General features: G+C 63.7%; 18 protein-coding genes. 5 read left to right on the plus strand and 13 right to left on the minus strand.

All coding sequences use genetic code 11. The features are described from left to right. The first annotated feature begins 89 nt into the window (after positions 1-89). Complete coding sequence (locus tag LB528_RS03730) at positions 90-1,001, plus strand: LysR family transcriptional regulator (RefSeq protein ID WP_224713884.1); 912 nt, start codon at positions 90-92, stop codon at positions 999-1,001. Here LB528_RS03730 and LB528_RS03735 read toward each other — a convergent pair whose 3' ends face one another. From LB528_RS03735 to LB528_RS03770, 8 genes are all read right to left on the minus strand, one after another. Further along, positions 1,002-3,320: a Tex family protein gene (locus LB528_RS03735; RefSeq protein ID WP_224713885.1), complete on the minus strand. Its 2,319-nt coding sequence runs from the start codon at positions 3,318-3,320 to the stop codon at positions 1,002-1,004. 122 nt (positions 3,321-3,442) lie between these two features. Then, positions 3,443-4,621 carry a serine hydrolase domain-containing protein gene (locus tag LB528_RS03740; RefSeq protein WP_224713886.1) on the minus strand — a complete coding sequence of 393 codons (1,179 nt, stop codon included), beginning with the start codon at positions 4,619-4,621 and terminating at the stop codon, positions 3,443-3,445. A gap of 27 nt (positions 4,622-4,648) precedes the next feature. After that, positions 4,649-5,845, minus strand: a complete 1,197-nt coding sequence (locus tag LB528_RS03745; protein ID WP_224713887.1) for a serine hydrolase domain-containing protein — start codon at positions 5,843-5,845, stop codon at positions 4,649-4,651. Positions 5,846-5,963: 118 nt separating this feature from the next. After that, positions 5,964-6,992, minus strand: a complete 1,029-nt coding sequence (locus tag LB528_RS03750) for an extracellular solute-binding protein (RefSeq protein WP_224631003.1) — start codon at positions 6,990-6,992, stop codon at positions 5,964-5,966. A 45-nt stretch (positions 6,993-7,037) separates the two neighbouring features. Continuing rightward, positions 7,038-7,850, minus strand: coding sequence for an ABC transporter permease (locus tag LB528_RS03755; protein WP_224603934.1), 813 nt, complete (start codon positions 7,848-7,850; stop codon positions 7,038-7,040). After that, positions 7,843-8,790 carry an ABC transporter permease gene (locus LB528_RS03760; protein ID WP_224713888.1) on the minus strand — a complete coding sequence of 316 codons (948 nt, stop codon included), beginning with the start codon at positions 8,788-8,790 and terminating at the stop codon, positions 7,843-7,845. The genes LB528_RS03755 and LB528_RS03760 overlap by 8 nt, the downstream gene beginning before the upstream one ends. Beyond that, positions 8,790-9,890, minus strand: a complete 1,101-nt coding sequence (locus LB528_RS03765) for an ABC transporter ATP-binding protein (protein WP_224713889.1) — start codon at positions 9,888-9,890, stop codon at positions 8,790-8,792. Before LB528_RS03765 ends, LB528_RS03760 begins: the two co-directional genes overlap by 1 nt. Positions 9,891-10,029: 139 nt before the next feature. Beyond that, positions 10,030-11,697: an amidohydrolase gene (locus LB528_RS03770; protein WP_224713890.1), complete on the minus strand. Its 1,668-nt coding sequence runs from the start codon at positions 11,695-11,697 to the stop codon at positions 10,030-10,032. 251 nt (positions 11,698-11,948) lie between these two features. Here LB528_RS03770 and LB528_RS03775 point away from each other — a divergent pair, with 251 nt between their 5' ends. The 4 genes from LB528_RS03775 (at position 11,949) to LB528_RS03790 (ending at position 15,587) form a co-directional block, all read left to right on the plus strand. Then, positions 11,949-12,602 carry a TetR/AcrR family transcriptional regulator gene (locus LB528_RS03775; protein WP_224713891.1) on the plus strand — a complete coding sequence of 218 codons (654 nt, stop codon included), beginning with the start codon at positions 11,949-11,951 and terminating at the stop codon, positions 12,600-12,602. Between the two features lie 42 nt (positions 12,603-12,644). Then, positions 12,645-13,676: a histone deacetylase family protein gene (locus tag LB528_RS03780; protein WP_224713892.1), complete on the plus strand. Its 1,032-nt coding sequence runs from the start codon at positions 12,645-12,647 to the stop codon at positions 13,674-13,676. Between the two features lie 433 nt (positions 13,677-14,109). Then, the gene (locus LB528_RS03785; protein ID WP_224514423.1) at positions 14,110-14,820 is read left to right on the plus strand and encodes a helix-turn-helix transcriptional regulator; all 711 of its coding nucleotides are present in this window, start codon (positions 14,110-14,112) and stop codon (positions 14,818-14,820) included. Next, complete coding sequence (locus LB528_RS03790; RefSeq protein ID WP_224713893.1) at positions 14,817-15,587, plus strand: helix-turn-helix transcriptional regulator; 771 nt, start codon at positions 14,817-14,819, stop codon at positions 15,585-15,587. The genes LB528_RS03785 and LB528_RS03790 overlap by 4 nt, the downstream gene beginning before the upstream one ends. Before the next feature lie 160 nt (positions 15,588-15,747). Here the strand turns inward: LB528_RS03790 and LB528_RS03795 are convergent, their stop codons facing one another. The 5 genes from LB528_RS03795 to LB528_RS03815 are packed head-to-tail and all read right to left on the minus strand — an operon-like array spanning position 15,748 to position 19,722. Next, on the minus strand, positions 15,748-16,185 hold the full coding sequence (locus LB528_RS03795) for a hypothetical protein (protein WP_224713894.1): 438 nt from the start codon (positions 16,183-16,185) through the stop codon (positions 15,748-15,750). A gap of 17 nt (positions 16,186-16,202) precedes the next feature. After that, complete coding sequence (gene flhB, locus LB528_RS03800; protein ID WP_224713895.1) at positions 16,203-17,285, minus strand: flagellar biosynthesis protein FlhB; 1,083 nt, start codon at positions 17,283-17,285, stop codon at positions 16,203-16,205. A gap of 24 nt (positions 17,286-17,309) precedes the next feature. Continuing rightward, positions 17,310-18,332, minus strand: a complete 1,023-nt coding sequence (locus tag LB528_RS03805; RefSeq protein WP_224713896.1) for a flagellar motor switch protein FliG — start codon at positions 18,330-18,332, stop codon at positions 17,310-17,312. A 43-nt stretch (positions 18,333-18,375) separates the two neighbouring features. Next, the gene (fliN, locus tag LB528_RS03810) at positions 18,376-18,756 is read right to left on the minus strand and encodes a flagellar motor switch protein FliN (protein WP_224713897.1); all 381 of its coding nucleotides are present in this window, start codon (positions 18,754-18,756) and stop codon (positions 18,376-18,378) included. Between the two features lie 30 nt (positions 18,757-18,786). Continuing rightward, complete coding sequence (locus tag LB528_RS03815) at positions 18,787-19,722, minus strand: FliM/FliN family flagellar motor switch protein (protein WP_224713898.1); 936 nt, start codon at positions 19,720-19,722, stop codon at positions 18,787-18,789. Positions 19,723-19,743: the final 21 nt, after the last annotated feature.

Consider the following 19,743-nt stretch of genomic DNA (forward strand, 5'->3'; position numbering starts at 1 on the left):
CAAATCTTGGATTGCCCGGCTTATCGGCCTCCGCAGAGGAAAAATCAAACGAAATTGCATCGCGGATCAATGAGCGTTAGTAATAGATCATGAACGTCCAGCGCCGTCTTTTGCCGAACACCGCCGCCCTTGCTGCCTTTGAAGCCGTAGCGCGCCTCGGCTCCTTCACCGCCGCCGCGCGTGAGCTCGACCTGACGCAAGGCGCCGTCAGCCGACAGGTCAACCTGTTGGAGGAGCAGTTCGGTCGCCGGCTGTTCGAACGCGACAGCCGCAATGTCCGGCTGTCGCCGGCCGGCGAGATCTATGCCGAAGCGGTGCGCTCGGCGCTTGGCCAATTGCGCGACGCCGCGCTCGGATTAATGAGCAATCGGCATAGCGGTGTTCTCAACCTTGCCATCCTGCCGACCTTCGGCACGCGCTGGCTGATGCCGCTGATCCCGGATTTCGTCGCCCGCCACCCCGACATCACCATCAACTTCGCCACCCGCATCGGACGGTTCGATTTTGCCCGCGAGCGGCTGGATGCCGCCATCCATCACGGCATGCCCGACTGGCCGGACGCCGATTGCACGCTCTTGATGCGCGAGACCGTGATGCCGGTGGCTTCGCCCCAATTCCTGGCCAGCCGCGCCATCGCCTTACCGGCCGATATCAGCCGCCTGCCGCTGCTGCACATGGCGACCCGCCCCGGCGCCTGGAGCGAATGGTTCGAGCATCAGGGGCTGGAGGCGCCGACCGGTCCCGGCATGCAGTTCGAGCAGTTCGGCACGGTCGCCCAGGCCTGTATGGCGGGCCTCGGCGTGGCCCTGCTGCCGGAAATCCTGATTGCCGGAGAATTGCAACGCGGCCAGCTGGTGCCGGCGCCCGGCCAACCGATGCAGAGCCGCAGCGCCTATTATCTGGTGGTGCCGCACGACAAGCGCGGCCACCCGCCGGTCGTCAGTTTTCGCGACTGGCTGCTGGATCAGATCGGCAAGGAGCCGGCTGTCCTGGCCTGGTAGCTATTTCCGCTTCATCGCCTCGGCGAGCGCCGCGCCGAACGCGCCCTGCGAAGGCGGCTCCGGCTGGCGCTGCGGCGCTGGCGAGCGCGGCGCTGGCTTGCCGCCGCCGTGGTCTCGCTGGCCACCGCGAGGCGCGCCCTCGCCGCCGTCCTTACGCATCGACAGCCCGATGCGCTTGCGCTTGATGTCGACATCGACGACCCGCACCTTCACGACATCGCCGGCCTTCACCACCTCATGCGCGTCCTTGATGAAACGGTCGGCCAGTTGCGAGACATGCACCAGCCCGTCCTGGTGGACGCCGATATCGACGAAGGCGCCGAAGGCCGCGACATTGGTGACGGTGCCTTCGAGCAGCATGCCCGGCTTCAAATCCTTGATGTCGTCGACGCCCTCGGCAAAGGTCGCCGTCTTGAAACCGGGGCGCGGGTCGCGTCCGGGTTTTTCCAGTTCGGCGATGATGTCGCGCACCGTCGGCAGGCCGAACCGCTCGTCGACGAAGACGCGCGGGTCAAGCGCCTTCAGCGCGGCGCTGTCGCCCATCAGCGCGCGCACGTCGCGGCCGCAAGCGGCGACGATTTTCTTCGCCACGCCATAGGCCTCCGGATGCACCGATGACGCATCGAGGGGCTCTGTCCCGTTCGGGATGCGCAGAAAGCCGGCGCTTTGCTCGAACGCGCGCGGCCCGAGCCGCGCCACCTTGAGCAGGTCCTTGCGGCTGGCAAACGGCCCAGCCGCGTCGCGATGCGCAACGATCGCCTCGGCGAGCGACGGCCCAAGGCCCGACACGCGCGCAAGCAGCGGCGCCGAGGCCGTGTTGAGGTCGACGCCGACGGCGTTCACCGCATCCTCGACCACAGCTTCCAGCGAACGGCCGAGCCGGTACTGGTCGACATCGTGCTGGTACTGGCCGACGCCGATCGACTTCGGCTCGATCTTGACCAGCTCGGCGAGCGGATCCTGCAGGCGCCTGGCGATCGACACCGCGCCGCGCAGCGAGACATCCAGGCCCGGGAATTCCGCCGCAGCAGTCGCCGAAGCCGAATAGACTGAGGCGCCAGCCTCGCTGACGATCACCTTGAGCGGTTTCGGCCCGGCACTTGCCGGCAGGTCCGAAAGCATGTCGGCCACCAGCTTCTCGGTCTCTCGGCTGCCGGTGCCGTTGCCGATCGAGATCAGCTCGACCTTGTGCTGGCGGATGAGGGCGGCGAGTTCGGCCTGCGTGCCGCGCACATCGTTCTTCGGCGGGAACGGATAGACGGTCGTGGTCGCGACCAGCTTGCCGGTGCCGTCGATCACCGCGACCTTGACGCCGGTTCGGATGCCCGGGTCGAGCCCCATGGTCGGCCGCGAGCCAGCCGGCGCCGCGAGCAAAAGATCCTTCAGGTTGCGGGCAAAGACGTGGATCGCCTCCTCCTCGGCGCGCTCGCGCAGGTCGCGCATAAGATCGAGCGTCAGATGCAGCGACAGTTTTATCCGCCAGGTCCAGCCGGCTACGTCCATCAGCCATTTGTCACCGGGCAGGCTGCCGCCGATCGCATAGGCATTGGCGATCATGCGCTCGACCGGTTTGACCGGCGAGGCGTCGTCGGCATCGACCTCGATGTCGAGCGACAGCACCTCTTCATTGCGGCCGCGCAGCATGGCCAAGGCACGGTGGCTGGGCACGCCCGACCAGCGCTCGACATGGTCGAAATAGTCGGAGAATTTCGCGCCGGCCTCCTGCTTGCCGTCAACGACCCGAGCGCGCAGGAAGGCGCGTTCCTTCATATAGGCGCGCAGCTTGCCCACCAGATCCGCATTTTCGGCGAACTGCTCCGACAGGATGTCGCGCGCGCCTTCGAGCGCGGCCTTGGCGTCGGCCACCTCTTCCGTGACATAGGCGAGCGCAAGCTCGGCCGGAATTTTTGAGCGATCGGCGAGGATCGCCTCGGCGAGCGGCCCAAGCCCACGCTCCCTGGCGATCTCGGCCTTGGTGCGCCGCTTCGGCTTGTAGGGGAGATAGATATCCTCGAGCTCGGCCTTGGTGCTTGCCGCCGCGATCTTGGCTTCCAACTCCTCGGTCAGCTTGCCCTGCTCGCGGATCGAGCTGACGATCGTATCGCGCCGCGCATCGAGCTCGCGCAGATAGGCGAGCCGCTCGGAAAGGTCGCGCAATTGCGTGTCGTCGAGCCCGCCGGTGACCTCCTTGCGGTAGCGTGCCACGAAGGGAACTGTCGCGCCTTCGTCGAGCAGCCCGATTGCCGCCGCGGCCTGTTCCGGCCGCGCGCCGATCTCGGCCGCGATGATTGCTGCGATGCGCTTGATGTCCGATGCCATGCTGGTCCCTGCCGAAAAGAGCGGCGACCATAGGACGGGAGAACCGCTGCGCCAACCGCGACGGTTTCATCACGCGCCGAAGGTCCACAGAAAACAGTCCTTAGAACCAGCCTCTGGTCGGCTCAGACCATGCTGCTCAACGCCTCGAAGAATGCCACGAGCTCCCCATCCAGCTTGTCGTCCACCGGCTCCGGCTGCGACGACATCTTGGCGATGACCACTTCCGTCTTCGGATTGACATAGAGCCACTGACCGTGAATGCCGATGCCGCAGAAGGCGCCGCTGTCGTGGCCGGTCTGGTACCATTTGTTGCGGTAGCGTCCCTTCGGAAACAGAAACACCATCGTGCCGCGCTGCCAGGCTTCATGGCTGCCGCCGGTGGCGACCGTGTCGCGCACCCAGGCGCCCGGCACGATGCGGAGGCCATTGGCCGTGCCGCCCTGCCGCATCATCTCGCCGATGCGGGCAAGATCGCGCGGCGTCATCGACATGCCGCCGGCGGTGCGCGCTGTGCCTTCCATGTCGACCGTCACCGACATTTCGCTTGCGGCACCGAGCGGCAGCCAAAGCTTCTCGCTGAGCAACGCGCTGACGCGCATGCCGGAAGCGCGCTCGACCAGGATGCCGAGCATGTCCGAGTTGGGCGAGCGATAGCGATAGGTCTGGCCGTGCGGCTCGGCAAGGTGCTGGATGGTCATCAGGAAGGCCGCAAGGCTCTCCGTTCCGCCGCCGGGGTTCCATAGTGTCGAGCGGCGGTAGCGGGCAAAGGCGCTTTCCGGATCGAGATAGGCTTCCTCGAAATCGAGGCTGACCGTCATGTCGAGCACGTTGCGCACGCTCGCATCGCCATAGGCCGAGCCTTTGGCTTCAGGGATGTAGTGCGTTACCGGCGCGTTGGGATCGAACAAACCCTCGCCTTCCAATATGCCTGCGAGGATCGCCGTCACCGATTTGCTGATCGAAAAGATGATATGGCGCGCTCCGAACGGCATGTGCGGCGCCGACCAGTCGCCGACCAGCTTGCCGGCCTTCAGGATCGTCAGCCCGTCTGTGTCGGAACGCTTCAGGAACTTCTCGACGGTCTCACTGCCGCCGGCGAGCGATATCTCTTCCTCAAGCAATGCGCCGAGCGATTTCGCTTGGCTCTCGCCGCCGGGCGCCGCCGCGACATGCGCGCTCGGCACCAGTTCGCCGACATTCTGGAAGGACCATCGGTTGAACGGCGAAAGCCGCCAGGTTTCAAGCCGCACATCCTTGCGGGCAAAGCCGTATTTGGTTTCGAACGCGGTCTTGCCGGTCACGATATTCTCCCGGTTTATCGTGGGTCTTCAGGCCAGCGCGGCGGCGATGGCGCGCACCGCCTTCTGCGTCGCCACCGAATAGGCGGAGTTGACGAAATCCGGATACGTCGAAAGCTTCACCACGACCATCCTGTGTTCCCAGCTCATATGGATCAATTGGCCGAACACGCCGCGGCACATCAGCGAGCGTGAGCGCGAATCCTCGATCCAGAACTGGTTGCGGTAGCTACCGTCCGGAAGGCTCGGGCTGAAATTCGGCCCGTGCGTGCCGCTGCGTGTCGCCTCGATCCAGTCGGCCGGGATCACGCCGCCGCCATTGTCGAGGATCAATTGCCCGAAGCGGCCATAGTCGCGCAGCGTCGCATTGAAGCCGCCATCGGCAAGCGCATAGCCGGCGCTGTCGACGGTGAAGCAGGCGCTCTCGTCGGCGCCGAGCTTCTGCCAGAGTTCTTCCGAGACGAGCTGCGCCAGGCGCTTGCCGCTCACCCGCTCCATGATGAAGGCGAGCACGTCGGTCTCGATCGAGCGGTATTCGAACGCTTCGCCATGCGGGCGCACTCTGTCCTTCAGCCGCAGGATCAGCTCGAACAGATGCGACGGCCACGCGAAACCCGGATCGCTGCCCGGCGGGATCGGCTTCCAGCCGGTCGCGACATCGACCTGGCCGATATCGGAATAGCGGTCGGTGTATTCCTCGGAAAAGCGCACGCCCGTCGTCATGTCGAGCACGTGCTGCACCGTGGCGCCGGCCCAGCCGGTCTCGCCGAGCTCCGGCAGATAGTCGCTGACCAGCCTGCCCGGATCGATCAGGCCGCGGCCAACCAGGATGCCACACACCGATCCGGTGACCGACTTCGCCATCGACTGCGACAGATGCAGCGTGCGCTCGTTCATGCCGTTGAAATGGCGCTCATAGGCAATCCTGCCGTCCTTCAGCACCAGGAAGCCGTCGGCATAGGTTTCGTCGAGCAAGCCGGCAAGCGTCGTCGGCGATCCGTTGCTGTCGGTCACCGGCAGATCGTCGAGGTCCACCTCCGCGCGCTCAAGGCGATGGCGATGGCCGCTGCCGCGCCACACCTCGATGGTCGGCAGGAATTCGCGGATGTGCTGGAAGGCCCAGCGGTTCCAGGGCGGCCGATCCCAGTCGAGCTTCGGCGGAACCAGCTTCGGCGGCGAACCCTGCATGATTGGCGGCCGCGGATCGGAGTTGCGATAGGACGACAAGATTTCCTCCCGATGCATGTCGCCCAAAAATATGCGAGCGGTCCCAGAATGACATGCATAGAAACAGTCACAAGAAAGGGAGGCCGGAGCCTCCCCTCCTTTCACACGTCGCGCGAGATTATTTGCGCAGGTTGGTCCAGATCTTGTTGTAGATCTCCACCACATCCGGCGGGCACGGCGGCACGAATTCCGGCGTCGGCGAGCCGGCCGGCGGGCTGATTTCCGGCGAGTTGGCGAACTCAGCCGGCAGGAATTTATGGCTGCCGGCGATGCCGTTGTCGTAACCGGCAAACTCGGAGATCAGCGCCGCGTTCTCAGGTGCCATGACGAAGTCCTGGAACAGCTTCGCGTTTTCGAGGTTCTTGGCGCCCTTCAGCACCGCAACATTGTCCATCCAGCCTTCGATGCCTTCCTTCGGATAGGCATATTTGATCGCCGGGATCTTCTGGCGCGAGCGGTACGCAGCACCATTCCACTGCTCGGTTACGATAACATCGCCGGAGGTGATCTTGGTGATCGTATCGTAGCTGAAAGTCTTCCAGGATGGCTTGGCGGCCGTCAGTATGTCGTTGATCTTTTTCAAATTGGCCTTGTCAGCGCCGCAGCGGGGCACGCCGGCATAGCGCTCCGCCGCATGCATGACGGTGTTGACGTCGTCGAGCACGTTGATCTGGCCCTTCAGCTCATCAGGCGGGTCGAACAGGATAGCCAGCGTGTTGATGTCGCCCTTGAACTTGTCCGTATTGACGGAGAACGCGGTCGTGCCGAATTGCCACGGCACGGTATAATGGCGACCGGCGTCCCAATAGATGTTGAGGAAGCGCGGGTCTATATTTTTGCCGTTCGGCATCGCGTTGGGCTCGGTTTTTTCGAGCAGGCCCTCTTCGATCATGATCTTCACAGTGTAGTCCGACGGCACGACGATGTCGTAGCCGGAATTGCCGGCGCGCACCTTGGACAGCATGGTTTCGTTGGAATCGTAGTCGTCCAGCGTCACCTTGACATTGTACTGCTTCTCGAATTTTTCGATCAGCTTGGGGTTGGTGTAATCACCCCAATTGTAGATGTGCAGTTCGCCGTCGGCGAGCGCCGGCACTGCCCATAACAGAACGGCCGCGGAAACGGCCGCCATCAGTTTTCCAGACATTTTATGTTCTCCTTGCCTTCCCATTGTTGTGTTGGAGCTCGTGGATCATTTTGCGCGTCGCCGTGCGATCAGGAACGAAACCGAGACGAACAAGATCGACACCAGGAGCAGAATCGTCGAGATGGCGTTGATCTCCGGCGTCATCGGTCGCCGGATCTGGTTCCAGATATAAAGGGGCAGCGTCGTCTGGCCGGGGCCGGCGACGAGCTGGGTGATGGTGAAATCGTCGAAGGAGACGATGAAGGCCAGCGCCGCGCCCGACATGATGCCGGGCACCAACAGCGGCAGGGTGATCCGCTTGAAGGCGTTCCACGGCGTCGCATAGAGATCGGCCGCCGCGTATTCCAGCGTCAGGTCCATATCCTCGAGCCGCGCCCTGATCGGCATATAGGCAAAAGGGATGCAGAACACGGTGTGGGCCAGGATCAAATTGCCGATGCCGAAATTCAGACCGAGCGTGCCGGCGATCAGCGCGAAGAAGGAAAGCGTCGCCACCGCGGTGATGATCTCCGGCACCATCAGCGGCAGGTTGATGATCATGAAAGCGGCGGCGAGCCCGCGCCATGGCTTCACGCGCGTCATGCCGATCGCCGCAAGCGTTGCGCAGATGGTCGAGACAATCGTCGCGGTCACCGAGATGATCAGCGTGTTTTTCGCAGCGCTGTGGAACTCCTCGTTGAGGAATGCGCTGCCGTACCATTTGAGCGTGACGCCTTCCCAATGCGTGACCAGCGAGCCGCTGTTCAAAGAGAAGATCATCAGGATCAGCACCGGTGTATAGAGCACCAGCAAGCAGATGATGGCGATCGAGCGGAAGCCCGGCTGGTCCTTGATGTCCATGACGCGGGGCTCAGCCATGCTGCACCTTCCCCGACGTGTTGCGGACATAGAAGAACAGCGCCACCAGCACCGCCGCCATCAGGATCAGCGCCTGCGCGCATCCCAGCGGCCAGTTGCGGCCCGAACCGAATTGCTGCGCGATCAGATCGCCGATCATCAGGTGCACGCCGCCGCCCAGGATCAGCGGCGTCACGTAGGCGCCGAGCGCCGGGATGAAGACGAGCAGGCAGCCGGCGATGATGCCGGGCTTGGACAGCGGAATGATCACCCGCCACAGCACCTGCCGGCGCGTCGCGTAAAGATCGTAGGCTGCCTCAACCAGGCGGAAGTCGAGCTTCTCCAGACTCGAATAGAGCGGCAGCACCATGAACGGCAGGAATGCGTAGAGGAGGCCGAGCTGGATGGCGAAGTTGGTGTAAAGCATCGTGATCGGTTTGTTGATCACGCCGAGCGCCAGGAGCGCATTGTTGATCAGCCCCTCGTCGCGGATGATGAACATGATCGCCAGCGTGCGGACCAAAAGGTTCGACCAGAACGGGATGGTGATCAGGAGCACCCACCAGTTGCGCTGCGCCGGCGGCCGCGTCGCCATGAAATAGGCGGTGGGGAATCCAAGCAACAGGCAGATGATCGTCGTCACCACCGCGAACAGGAAGGAGCGCAGGTAGATGATCAGAAAGTCCGGCGTGAACTGCAGCGTGTCGTCGAAAATGTCGCGCTGGAACAGGAAGTTCAGATAGGCGTCGGTCGAGAACTGCCACTGCACGCCGCCATAGGGCGCGGCGACGAGGAACGAGTAGACACAGATGATGATCAGCGGCAGCACGCCGAAAATGCCGATGATAATCAGCGCCGGCAGCGACAGCAGCCGGTTGCGCCGCGCGCTGGTTTTCACCGCCTGGGCTTCGAACAACGCGGCCTTGGAAGGTACGGTTGGGGAGAGCGCGGCTGTCGTCATCAGTCTTTCAGGACGCGGGCGGCGTCCTCCTCGAACTGGATGCCGACCTTGGCACCAGTCTCATAAGTGACCGGCGACGAGCGGCTGTTCTGGTGGCGCACGATGAAATTGTCGCCGCCGTCGAGCTTGACGTGATAATGCGTGTCGGTGCCGAAATAGACGATGTTGGAGAGCGTGCCGGTTATCGTGCCCTTGGCCGGATCGGGAACAAGATCGGCATGCTCGGGGCGTACCACCAGCGTCACCTCGCCCGTCGGGTTGAAGCCTTCCGGATAGCCGGCGCTGACCGTGGCGCTGCTGGCGAATTTGACCGTCGCCACACCGCCCTGCTTCGACACCACCGTGCCCGGCAGGAAATTCGTTTCGCCGATAAAGTCGGCGACGAAGCGCTCGGCCGGCCGGTCGTAGATGTCGCGCGGCGTGCCGACCTGCAGGATCTTGCCGGCCGACATCACTGCGATGCGGTCGGACATGGTCAGCGCTTCTTCCTGGTCATGGGTGACGAAGATGAAGGTGATGCCGGTCTCGTGCTGCAGACGCTTCAGCTCGATCTGCATCTCCTTGCGCAGCTTGTAGTCCAGCGCCGAAAGCGGCTCGTCGAGCAAGAGCACCTTCGGCTGCGGCGCCAAGGCCCGGGCCAGCGCCACGCGCTGCTGCTGGCCGCCCGAAATCTGGCTGGTGCGCCGCGCCTTGAGCGCCTCCATCTTGACCAGCTTCAGCATCTGCGCGACGCGCGCCTCGATCTCCGCTTTCGGTTTGCCGAGCATCTCCAGCCCGAAGCCGATATTCTGCGCCACCGTCATGTGCGGGAACAGCGCATAGCTCTGGAAGACGGTGTTGACCGGGCGTTTGTAGGGTGGCAGCGGCGCGATGTCCTGACCGTGCAGCAGGATCTCGCCGGCGGTTGGGAAATCGAAGCCGGCTATCAATCTCAGCAGTGTCGTCTTTCCGCATCCGGAGGGGCCGAGCAGCGTGAAAAATTCGTTCTCGCGGATCGACACCGACACCGTGTCGAGGGCGGCTACCTGGTTTTCGCCGGTTCCGAAAACCTTGCGAACACCGCGAACTTCGATCGCGTTCTTACCCGGTTGTTCCGGCACGATTACCCCATTGAGAGCGCCTGCTCTTGTCGGCAGGTGTGTTCCTGTTTGATTGTCACCACAAGCCGGCTGGCTTGGCAACTGCGGAGCAGTGACTCGATCCGAGTCCCTATTCAATTAAGCAATTCCTATACCATCGTTAGGCTTGGTAGGTGATTCTCCCTCCGCAGATGGTGGTCACTGGACGCACAGTGTGCAGCGCTTCCGGCGCGATCGCCTCGATATCCGCCGACAAGACGACGATGTCGGCGAGATACCCGGTTTTTAGGCGACCCTTGCGATGCTCGTTGAACTCCGCATAAGCGCCCTCGACCGTGTAGCCCTCTATTGCTTCCTGCAACGAGAAGCTCTGGTCCGGCATGCCTTCTGCCCAAGGCTTGCGCATCACTGCCGCCTGGATGGACAGGATCGGATCGACTGGCGAAACCGGCCAATCGGAAGCGAAGACGACGCGCGCGCCGGCGTTCTTCAGCGTGCGCCAGGCATAGCTCAACGGCCACTTGTCGCGACCGATGCGCGAGATCGTCGGCTCCATCGGGAAGTTCAGCGCCCCCGGCGGATGCGCCGGCTGCATCGAGGCCAAAACGCCGAGCTCGGCGAAGCGCGGCACGTCGGAGGCCGTGATCACCTCGATATGCTCGATGCGGTGCCGGCTGTCGCGCCGGCCGTTCTTCTTCAGCGCCGCCTGGTAGCCGTCGAGCACCGCCCGCACAGCGCCGTCGCCGATTGAGTGCACGGCGATTTGTAGGCCGCGCCTGTCGGCCTCGACCGCCACCTCGGCGAAATGTTCCGGCGAAAACAGCGGCTCGCCGCGCCATCCGGGCCGGTCGGCATAGTCGTCGACCATCACCGCCGTCCAGGAATCCAGCACGCCGTCATAGAAGAGCTTGACCATGCCGGACGACAGCCATTCGGAATGATAGGTCTGGGCCATCCGCGAGGCTTTATCCAGCATGTCCAGCTTCATGAAATTCTTGAAGTGGAACGGGATCTTGGTGCGGCACAGCAGCCGTCCCTCTTTTTCCAGCCCGGCCAGCAGCTCGAGCTGGTAGAGATTGCCGTCCATGTTCTGGATCGAGGTGATGCCGTGCTTGGCGCACCATTCAAGGCCGCGGTGCATCAGGTCGCGATCGGCGGCCAGCTCCTTCGCCGAAGGATAAGGATCCGGCTCGGCGCCCTCGAGGCCAAGCCGTGTCCGGTTCGCCCCGTAATGGTCGAGAACCGGTCCGAAGGCCTCGCCTTCGCGCAGCTCGCCGGCGGCAAGCCCGTCGGCGCCCATGACGACCTCATTGCCCTGTCCGACCTGCCGGCCATGGAGCAGCCCGGCCTCTTCCAGCGCCTTGGTGTTCGCCCACATCGTGTGGTGATCCGAAGCCGACATGGCGAAGGGCCGGTCGGGAATGATGCGGTCGAGATCGTGGCGCGTCACCGGCTCCGGCAGGATGGCGTAGTCGACGCCAGCGCCGATCAGAAGCCTGGCGTCCGGCCGCTTCGCCGCGAAATCCTGGATCGCGTCGCGCAGCGCGTCGAAGCCATGGACTCCGGCCAGATGCAGATTGTCGAGCTCGGCCGCGCCGCCGAACAGATGCATATGCGCTTCGATGAAGCCCGGCAGGACCGAGCCGCCCTGAGCTTCGACAACCTTTGTCGCCGGCCCTTTGAGCTCTTGGATCGAAGCGCGGCTGCCGATCGCAATGATGGCGCCGTCCTTGACGGCAACAGCCTCGGCGGCGGGATTGTCGTCGTCCATGGTCAGCACACGGCCGTTGATGACCACCAGATCCGCACCACCATCCGCAACCGACATCGCGACTCCACATTTGCTGAGTGATCGACAGCGCACGTCCAACGAGCTGCCGCTCCACCGGGGCGGCGCCATGGGACAAAAATCGATGCCGATGCGCCGTCTTCGAAATTCCCCTTGTTATCGTTGAAGACAGCGTGGATAAAGAATGCGACTGTTTATTCGCGTTTGTCAACAGCCGGAATTTGGAATGTATAGTGGACTGCACCGCGCGCCGATGATGGGGCCGAGCGGGGAACGGGGGGCGACGAGCAGTGAAGCGCAGTCTCGACCGCAAGACCAGAATAGCGCTCGAACCGCGCAAGCAGCCGCGGCAGCAACGGTCAAGCAAGGTGGTCGACAGGATTCTCGATGCGGCCCTGATCCTGACGCGGGAGCAAGGAACCAGAACGCCGACGACGCTCGCCATCGCGCAGCGCGCGGGCCTGTCGGTCGGTTCGGTTTATCAATACTTTCCCAACAAGGAAGCTATTCTTCTGGACCTGGCCCGGCGCTGGCTGTCGTCTTTTCCTCAGGTGATCCAGAAGCGCATCAACGCCCCTCGGCCTACCAACCGTGACGAGTTTCGGCGCGAAGTGCGCAAGCTCTTCATCGACACATCCAGGCTCTATCTCGACAACGCCATGCTGATGCCGGTGATCGAGGCCATATCCGGCAACGCCGACCTGAGGCCGATCCAGGACGAATATGACAAAGACATCATCGCCCTTTACGCCGCGTGGCTGCAGCATGTGAATCCGGCTCTCGAAGACAAGGTCGCCAGCCGGCTCGGCGTGCTGATGATGGAAGTCGGCCATGTCTGCCGGCTTGTCGGGCTGAAGAGGGACCGCAGGACATACGACCTCATCGAGGACGATGTGGAAGCCATGTGGCTCGCTCTGGTGAGCCCTCATCTCAATCTCGAGTGATTTCGCACTTCCAACCGATTTCGCACTTCCAGGGGAGTTCCCATGAAAACTGTCTATTCGCCTCTTCATGCCGGCCATTCGGGCCAGATGGAACTGGTCACGTCGGCCATCGTGCCGGGTTTCGAGAAGCCGTCGCGGGCCGAATTCATCAAGGCGCGGGTGGAGAGCGAGAAACTCGGCCCGATCATCGGACCGGTCGAGCATGACCTCGCCGCCGCGAAACGTGTGCATGAAGCCGCCTACATCGATTTCCTGCCGACGGTATGGCCGGAATGGATCGCCGCCGGCTTCACGGGATCGGCCATGGGTTTCACCTGGCCGACGCGCGGCCTGCGCGGCGATGTGCCGCCGAAGCGCATCGATGCCTTGCTCGGCTATTACTCCTTTGACGCCGGCGCCACCTTCGTGGAGGGCACCTGGGCGGCGATCAAGTCCTCCTATGACGTCGCGCTGACCGCCGCCGCCCTGGTCAAGGACGGCGAGCGCACCGCCTTCGCGCTTTGCCGCCCGCCCGGCCATCACGCCGGCGCCGCCTTCATGGGCGGCTATTGCTTCATCAACAACGCCGCCGTCGTCGCGCAATGGTTCCGCGACAAGGGCGCCAAACGCGTTTCGATCCTCGATGTCGACTACCATCACGGCAACGGCACGCAGGAGATCTTCTATCGCCGCGGCGACGTCCAGGTGCTCAACCTGCATGGCGACCCGATGGTCGAGTACCCGTTCTTCCTCGGCCATGCCGACGAGCGCGGCGAAGGCGACGGCGAAGGTTTCAACATCAATTATCCGATGCCTTTCGGCACCGATTGGGACGGCTGGAGCGCTTCGCTGGAGGACGCCTGCGCCAAGATCACGGCCTACGCGCCCGATGTCGTCATCGTCTCGCTCGGCGTCGACACTTTCGAGAAGGACCCGATCAGCCAGTTCAAGCTGAAGAGCGTCGACTATCCCAAGATCGGTCGCCGCATCGCCAAGCTCGGCCTGCCGACCTTGTTCGTCATGGAAGGCGGCTACGCCGTTGAAGAGATCGGCATCAACGCCGTCGGCGTGCTGACCGGCTTCGAGGATCGCTAAGCCATCTCCTGTTCAAGGCCATACGCTCCCGGATGCAACCGGGGGCGTATTTTACGACCTCGCCTCGAAATCATCGCTCAATTCAGCTTTGAACCATCGCCAAATAACGCGAAGACCGGCTGCTGAGTCGCAATGCGAGTCCATCGGATTCGATTTTGTCAAATCGCGTTTGATGTCGGATTCATCTGCGGGTAGATTAGACCCGAATCAGCCGGTCCACGGGGGGCGCGGCGACCACGCAAAGTCTCAAGTTCCGGCACCAGGCCGGTACCAGACGCTGACGGTTTCACGTTCCCTAGAAGGATTCGGCGCGGTTGGGCGCCGTTCGCGCCCGTGAGTGTGTCTTCGTAAACGTGACGCGTTTCGGGTCCGGCTGTTGGTTTTGCCAGCACCGGGCACAAGGATCGATTCCGGCAAGAATCCAAGAATTGAAATGAGCAGTCCCGCCGCGCTTCTCCAACCCGACGCTTCAGGCTCGCGCCTGGCGTCCCGCGGCGATCTCACCAGTTTCTTTATGCAGCTTGCCGCCGATATCGGCGCCGACAGCTACATGCTGGTCGCCATCGTGCACGACCAGGACCGCAACGATGCGCGCATCGTCTCCTCGAACTGGATCTTCGACGCCATAGAGCTGATCGGCAAAAGGCTGATTGCCAATTTGGCGCTGGGTCCCTTGACCGTAGCGCCGGGCGTACGCCCGAAGCCGTTGGTGGCCGCGCACGCGCCCGACGCCGGCGCATTGCTGACCGGCGAGGAAGCCCGCCTGCTCGACGTGCTTGGCCACGCCGAAATCTATTCGCTGCGGCTCAATGTCGGCCGGCAGCGCCTGTTCGTGCTGTTCTCGGCCGCCGAGGCGGGCAGGATCGACCTGGCCGCCCTGATGAAGGCGCAGATCAAGTGCTGCTATGCGCTTTCCAGCATTCCGCAGCTGATCGCGGCGGCATCCATGCAGGATCCGCTGTCGGACCGCGAGCGCGAATGCCTGTTCTGGGTCTCGGAAGGCAAGACCACCGATGAGGTGGCCGTCATCCTCGGCGTCTCGTCAAACACCGTCAACAGCTACATCACGCACGCCATCCAGAAGTTCGCGGCCAGCAACCGCGCGATGGCGATCGCGACGGCGATCAGGAGCGGCATCATTTGAAGCACGCACAGGTCAAAGAGGCGGCAGCCGCCCTCTTCAACGATCAGCACAATCCCTTCGGCGCCTTCTCGCTCGGCTCGGAGACCCACCACGCCGTCACCATTCCCGATGCCGTGCGCCGCTGCCGCTGGATCGCCGTCGATATCAATGCCTCGGCCTTCGGCCTCTATTTCGTCAGCCCCTCGCCCGAGCGCGCGCGACTGGTCGCGTGTTTCGATTCCGACTATCCCGGCACCGCGGTCGCGACCAAGTTCATCGCCGGCGCCAATGGCGAGGATATGGTGCGCCACAGCCGCCTCTCGACGGCGCCGCGCTGGTGGGCCGACGACGGCGCCGCAGGATCGCGGCAGGCATTTCAATCGCTCGCCTGGGCCGAGCCGACCGCGCCGCTGGCGCCCGGCACCAACGGTATCGCCTTTCCGGTGCATGCCGATCGCGGGCAATGCGGGCTGGTCGTCTTCCTGGGCGCGGAGATCGCGCTGTCCGACGACACGCTTTGCGAGATCCACGCCCGCTCCTTCGATCTCTTCGCGGCCGTCGCGCGCATCCGCCCCGGCGACACCGGCCGGATGCGCTCGATCTCTAAGCGCGAGCTCGAATGCCTGAAACTGACCGCCAACGGCAACACCAGTGAGGAGATCGCCAAGCTCCTCAAGCTGTCGGTGCATACCGCCAACCAGTATCTCACCCAGTCGACGCAGAAGCTCAACGCGGTCAACCGCAACCAGGCCGTCGCCAAGGCTTTGCGGCTTGGCCTGATCGAGTGACGTCACGCCTGCGGCGCTAAACGTGCCGCGGCTAAAGCATGTCTCCCGAAAGTGGGAACCGGTTTCGGGGCAAAGACATGCGCAAATCAAAAGCCTAAAGCGCAGGGAGCGAATCTGGAAGATCGCGACGCGCTTAAGGTCGGCTCGCTGCAATCAATCGTCAGGGGAATGCCAGCGTCTCGGTCCTGCGGATACGAGCCTCTTCGATCGCGTCCTCGAGCAGGGCCGTGTTGTGCTCCGGCGTCTCGCCAGGCTTCTCGAATGACACGTAGTTGACCACCACGGATGCCTCGCGCTCGGTCAGCGTGAGCTGGAAATAGACGGTCACGCCGCGCGGCCGCAACTCCAGATCGAGCACGATGCGCGGGCTGCCGCTCCAATCGACCTGCGCCTCTGCGCCATGGCCGAGCCGCAGCGTCCCCGGCCGGAAGTAAAGCTCGACCGCCGAATCCACGAGGTCCGACAGACAGGCGAGATGCTCGAGCCGGATGAAGGCGATATAGTCGGCAACGTCGATGAGCCTCAATTCGCCCACCACGGCCTCGATGGCGCTGGCGACGATCAGCTCGCGGGAGTTGGCGTGTGGTTGCCGGTCCATGGATTAGCGGCGTCCGTTCATTGGGTTGCTTTGCGCGCGGCCTTCTTCGAGTAGACGATCCGCACCAACTCGGCGACCGCCTGGTAGAATTGCGACGGGATCACGCTATCAACCGAAACTTGCTTGTACATGGAGCGCGCGAGCGCGACATCCTCGAAGATCGGAATGTTGTTCTCCCTGGCGATCTCGCGGATCTTGAGCGCCACCAAATCCTGCCCCTTGGCCAGCACGATCGGCGCGGAATCCTCCTCACGCACATATTTCAGCGCGATCGAATAGTGCGTCGGGTTGGCGATCACCAGCGTCGCGCGCGGCACGGCCGTCATCATGCGTCTGCGCGCCCGGTCGCGCGCCAGCGAGCGCAGCCGCGACTTGACGATCGGGTCACCTTCCGACTGCTTCAACTCGTCCTTGACCTCCTGCTTGGTCATCCGCAGGTCGCGTCGCCAGTGGAAGCGCGACCAGACGATGTCGACCACCGCGATCAGCCCCATGGCGAAGACGATCGCAACGAGGATGTCGACGAAGATGCCCCGGATGACGAGGCCGAACGAGACCGGATTGGTGATCATGCCGGCAAGCAGCTTGCGATGATCTTCCGAGAGCGTGAAGCTCAGCACCGCGATGGCAAAGCCGAGCTTGGCCAGCGACTTCAGGAACTCGACCCACCCCTGCATGCCGAACATCCGGGTCCATCCCTTGGTGATCGAGATGCGCGACAGCTGCGGCCTGATCCGCTCGCCGACGATTTGCGGCATGTTCTGGAAGACCGAGGCGCCGATGCCGGCAACCGTCAAGAGCACCAGCAGGCTGACGACGGCGCGGCCGATCTCGGTCATCACCTGCTTGTAGAGCGAGATGGCGTCGGTCTCGGTATCCATCGGCCACGCTTCCGGCTTTTCCAGGAACGTCGACAGGAACATGCCGAGATCGACGATCGCGTCCTTGGCGTAGAAAACGGCGAAAACCAGTATGGCGAGGAAGGAGGCAAAGATCGCGGTCTCACGCGAATGGGGCAGCTTGCCCTGTTCGATCGTGTCGCGGACCTTCTTTTCTGTGGCTTCCTCGGTTTTGGAATCCTTGTCGGCCGCTTCAGCCATGGCGCTCTGACCGGGTGGTTATCGTCAGGCGGCTTCGGCGGTGGCGGTCTGCGTCGAGGGTAGCTCGAAAGCTCCTTCGCGCGACAGCCGGATGGCGGCGACCGATATTCTCTTGCGCGCCGCCATGATGTCGGCAAGCGCAATGCCTTCCGATCCCTGTCCGAGTTCGGATTCGATCATGCGGCGGGAACGCGCGCCGATCGCCGACAGCGCCGATTCGGAGAGCTCCGGTGCCGCGCCGCGCAGCGCCAGCGTGACCAGTTCGGTCGACAGCCCGTCGAACAGCAGGACGCGGGCCTTCTGCGGCAGCAGCGGCAGATCGTCGAAGGCGAACAGCCGCGACTTGACGCCGGCGAGATCGGGCGTGCCGGCTTGCTCCAGGTCATGCATGAGTTCGTCCAGTTCGGGCTTCGCCATTTCGTTGAGCATGCTGGCGACGCGCTCCTGGCCGGCCGTGGTGTCCCGGCTGGCCTTCTGCGACAGCACGCTCGCGCGCAGCTGGTTCTCGACGATCCTGGACGCCACATCCGGGATGTTGGCCATCGTCACCATGCGCTTGATGATCTGGCTGCGCATCGGCTTTTCGATCGTCAGCAGCACGTTGGCGGCCGTCTGTGGCGCAAGCTTCGACAGCACCATGGCCGACGTCTGCGGATGCTCGCCGGCAAGGAAGCTGCCGAGCCGCGACGGCTCGAGCTTCTCGAGGTCCGGCCATATCGGCGGCGGTCCTTCCGGGACCGGCTCGAACTTCCTCTCGCCCATGATGGCGCTCATCTCCTCGGGCGACAACGATTCGTTCAGGATCGTATCCATCCGGTCGGCTGAGTCGAGCAGGCCGGCGCCCTCGGTGAATTCGGCTTCGAACTCGGCAACGATGCGCTCCAGATCGGCCTGCGGAATGGTGCGTAAGAGACGCGCGCCCTCGATCAGCGCCTTCAGCTCGTCCTGCTTGAAGAATTTAAGCAGGCGGCTGGCCGCGGGCTTGCCCATGGCCACCAATATGGCTGCCGCCTTTTGCGGACGTGTCAGCGCCAATGCCGTCGTCATGCGTGTTGCCCTCGCTGCCGATTGGTCCGCCCGCCGACCATTGTCAGGCGCTCTTCGTCGCCGCGATGATCTCGGTAAGCCGGATGCCGAAGCGCGTCGGATCGCTTTCCAGCACCGTGATCTCGCCGCGCGCGATCTTGCGGCCGTTGACCACGACGTCGACCGGCTCGCCGATACGGCGATTGAGCGCGACCGTGGAACCCTTCTGCAGCGCCATCAGCTCCGACACCGGCATCTCCGTGCTGCCGAGGATAATCTGCACGTCGACCGGAATGGTCATGATGATGGAGGAATTGGCGCTCGACTGAAGAGTGGCGTCCGGACGCCTCTCCTCTTCCCGCAGCACGCCGCGCAGTTCCTCGATGGCGCGGTCGAGCTGCTCGTCGGGCTGATCGGGTTCGGCTTCCACCTTGGTTTTTGCCATCTGTCGTCTCCATGAATCCCGTGCCTGGCGTCAGCCCGGCATCAGTCCGTCGATGAAATCCTGTCCGGTATCGTGCGGATGGCTGACGCGGACGGTGTAGTTCTGCCCCAGTTTGCCGAACTCGCAGACAAACAGTGTCTTGTCGCGGGCGCTGAGCCTGGCGTTCAGTTGAGCGTTCTCCTCCAATTCGATCACCTGGCCGGGCTCGAACGCAGCGAGGTCGCCGAGCGTCAGCCGGGCGAGCGGCATCGTCGCTTCGAGCCGGACGGTCGAGCGCATGACCTCTTCGGAGAAGCGGGCCCGCCAGTCGAATTCACTGGCTTCGCCTTCTTCGGTTCTGGCGGTGGCGCCGCGCGTAGACAGAAGGACGCGTTGCGGAACCATCACCGTGATGGTGCCGGTATCAGTCGGCGTGGAGACACCGAACACGATGCGGACCGCGGCGCCGTCGCGCAGCACGCGCCGCCTCGCTTCGCCGCCCGACGTCGCCTTTGGCACCGGCAGGCGCAGCTCGAGCGAGCGCTTGCCGGATCCGTTGAGCGCCGCCGCGACCTCCTGGAACACCATGGTCGCGATATCGGCCTCGATCTGCGACAGGTCGCGCTCGATCGGCGCCACCGGCTGGTCGGGATCGCCGCCGAACAGCGCGCTCACCATCACGGCCACCGCATGCGCATCCATCACCAGCGTCATGGCGTCGGCCGAGGCCGGCGAAGACACGATGGTCAGCGCGAAGGCATCGCCGGCGCGCGAACGCGCCTCTGGAACGCGGCCGACCTCTACCACTTGCAGATCGACGGTCACCGCCGCGCCGAGTTCTGCGACAAGCGCCTTCTGCAGCAACGGCAGCGCCCGCTCGGCCATGCCGCGGCCGACGCCGATCACCTGCGCCGCCTCGCCGCTGTCGCCGACGAGCCGCTCGATGATCAACTCCCGGGTTTGCGAAGGACTGCCCGGACTTGTCATGACGGCAGGCGGCCCTGTCTG

This window comes from Mesorhizobium sp. CA4 (assembly GCF_020165075.1).
Taxonomy (GTDB): Bacteria; Pseudomonadota; Alphaproteobacteria; order Rhizobiales; family Rhizobiaceae; genus Mesorhizobium.

Coding starts and splice junctions, on each gene's coding strand:
- LB528_RS03805 (WP_224713896.1), bottom strand. CDS start 18,332: ATGACGACGGCATTGGCGCTGACACGTCCGCAAAAGGCGGCAGCCATA.
- LB528_RS03730 (WP_224713884.1), top strand. CDS start 90: ATGAACGTCCAGCGCCGTCTTTTGCCGAACACCGCCGCCCTTGCTGCC.
- LB528_RS03735 (WP_224713885.1), bottom strand. CDS start 3,320: ATGGCATCGGACATCAAGCGCATCGCAGCAATCATCGCGGCCGAGATC.
- LB528_RS03760 (WP_224713888.1), bottom strand. CDS start 8,790: ATGACGACAGCCGCGCTCTCCCCAACCGTACCTTCCAAGGCCGCGTTG.
- LB528_RS03755 (WP_224603934.1), bottom strand. CDS start 7,850: ATGGCTGAGCCCCGCGTCATGGACATCAAGGACCAGCCGGGCTTCCGC.
- LB528_RS03815 (WP_224713898.1), bottom strand. CDS start 19,722: ATGACAAGTCCGGGCAGTCCTTCGCAAACCCGGGAGTTGATCATCGAG.
- LB528_RS03770 (WP_224713890.1), bottom strand. CDS start 11,697: ATGTCGGTTGCGGATGGTGGTGCGGATCTGGTGGTCATCAACGGCCGT.
- LB528_RS03780 (WP_224713892.1), top strand. CDS start 12,645: ATGAAAACTGTCTATTCGCCTCTTCATGCCGGCCATTCGGGCCAGATG.
- LB528_RS03795 (WP_224713894.1), bottom strand. CDS start 16,185: ATGGACCGGCAACCACACGCCAACTCCCGCGAGCTGATCGTCGCCAGC.
- LB528_RS03785 (WP_224514423.1), top strand. CDS start 14,110: ATGAGCAGTCCCGCCGCGCTTCTCCAACCCGACGCTTCAGGCTCGCGC.
- LB528_RS03750 (WP_224631003.1), bottom strand. CDS start 6,992: ATGTCTGGAAAACTGATGGCGGCCGTTTCCGCGGCCGTTCTGTTATGG.
- fliN (WP_224713897.1), bottom strand. CDS start 18,756: ATGGCAAAAACCAAGGTGGAAGCCGAACCCGATCAGCCCGACGAGCAG.
- flhB (WP_224713895.1), bottom strand. CDS start 17,285: ATGGCTGAAGCGGCCGACAAGGATTCCAAAACCGAGGAAGCCACAGAA.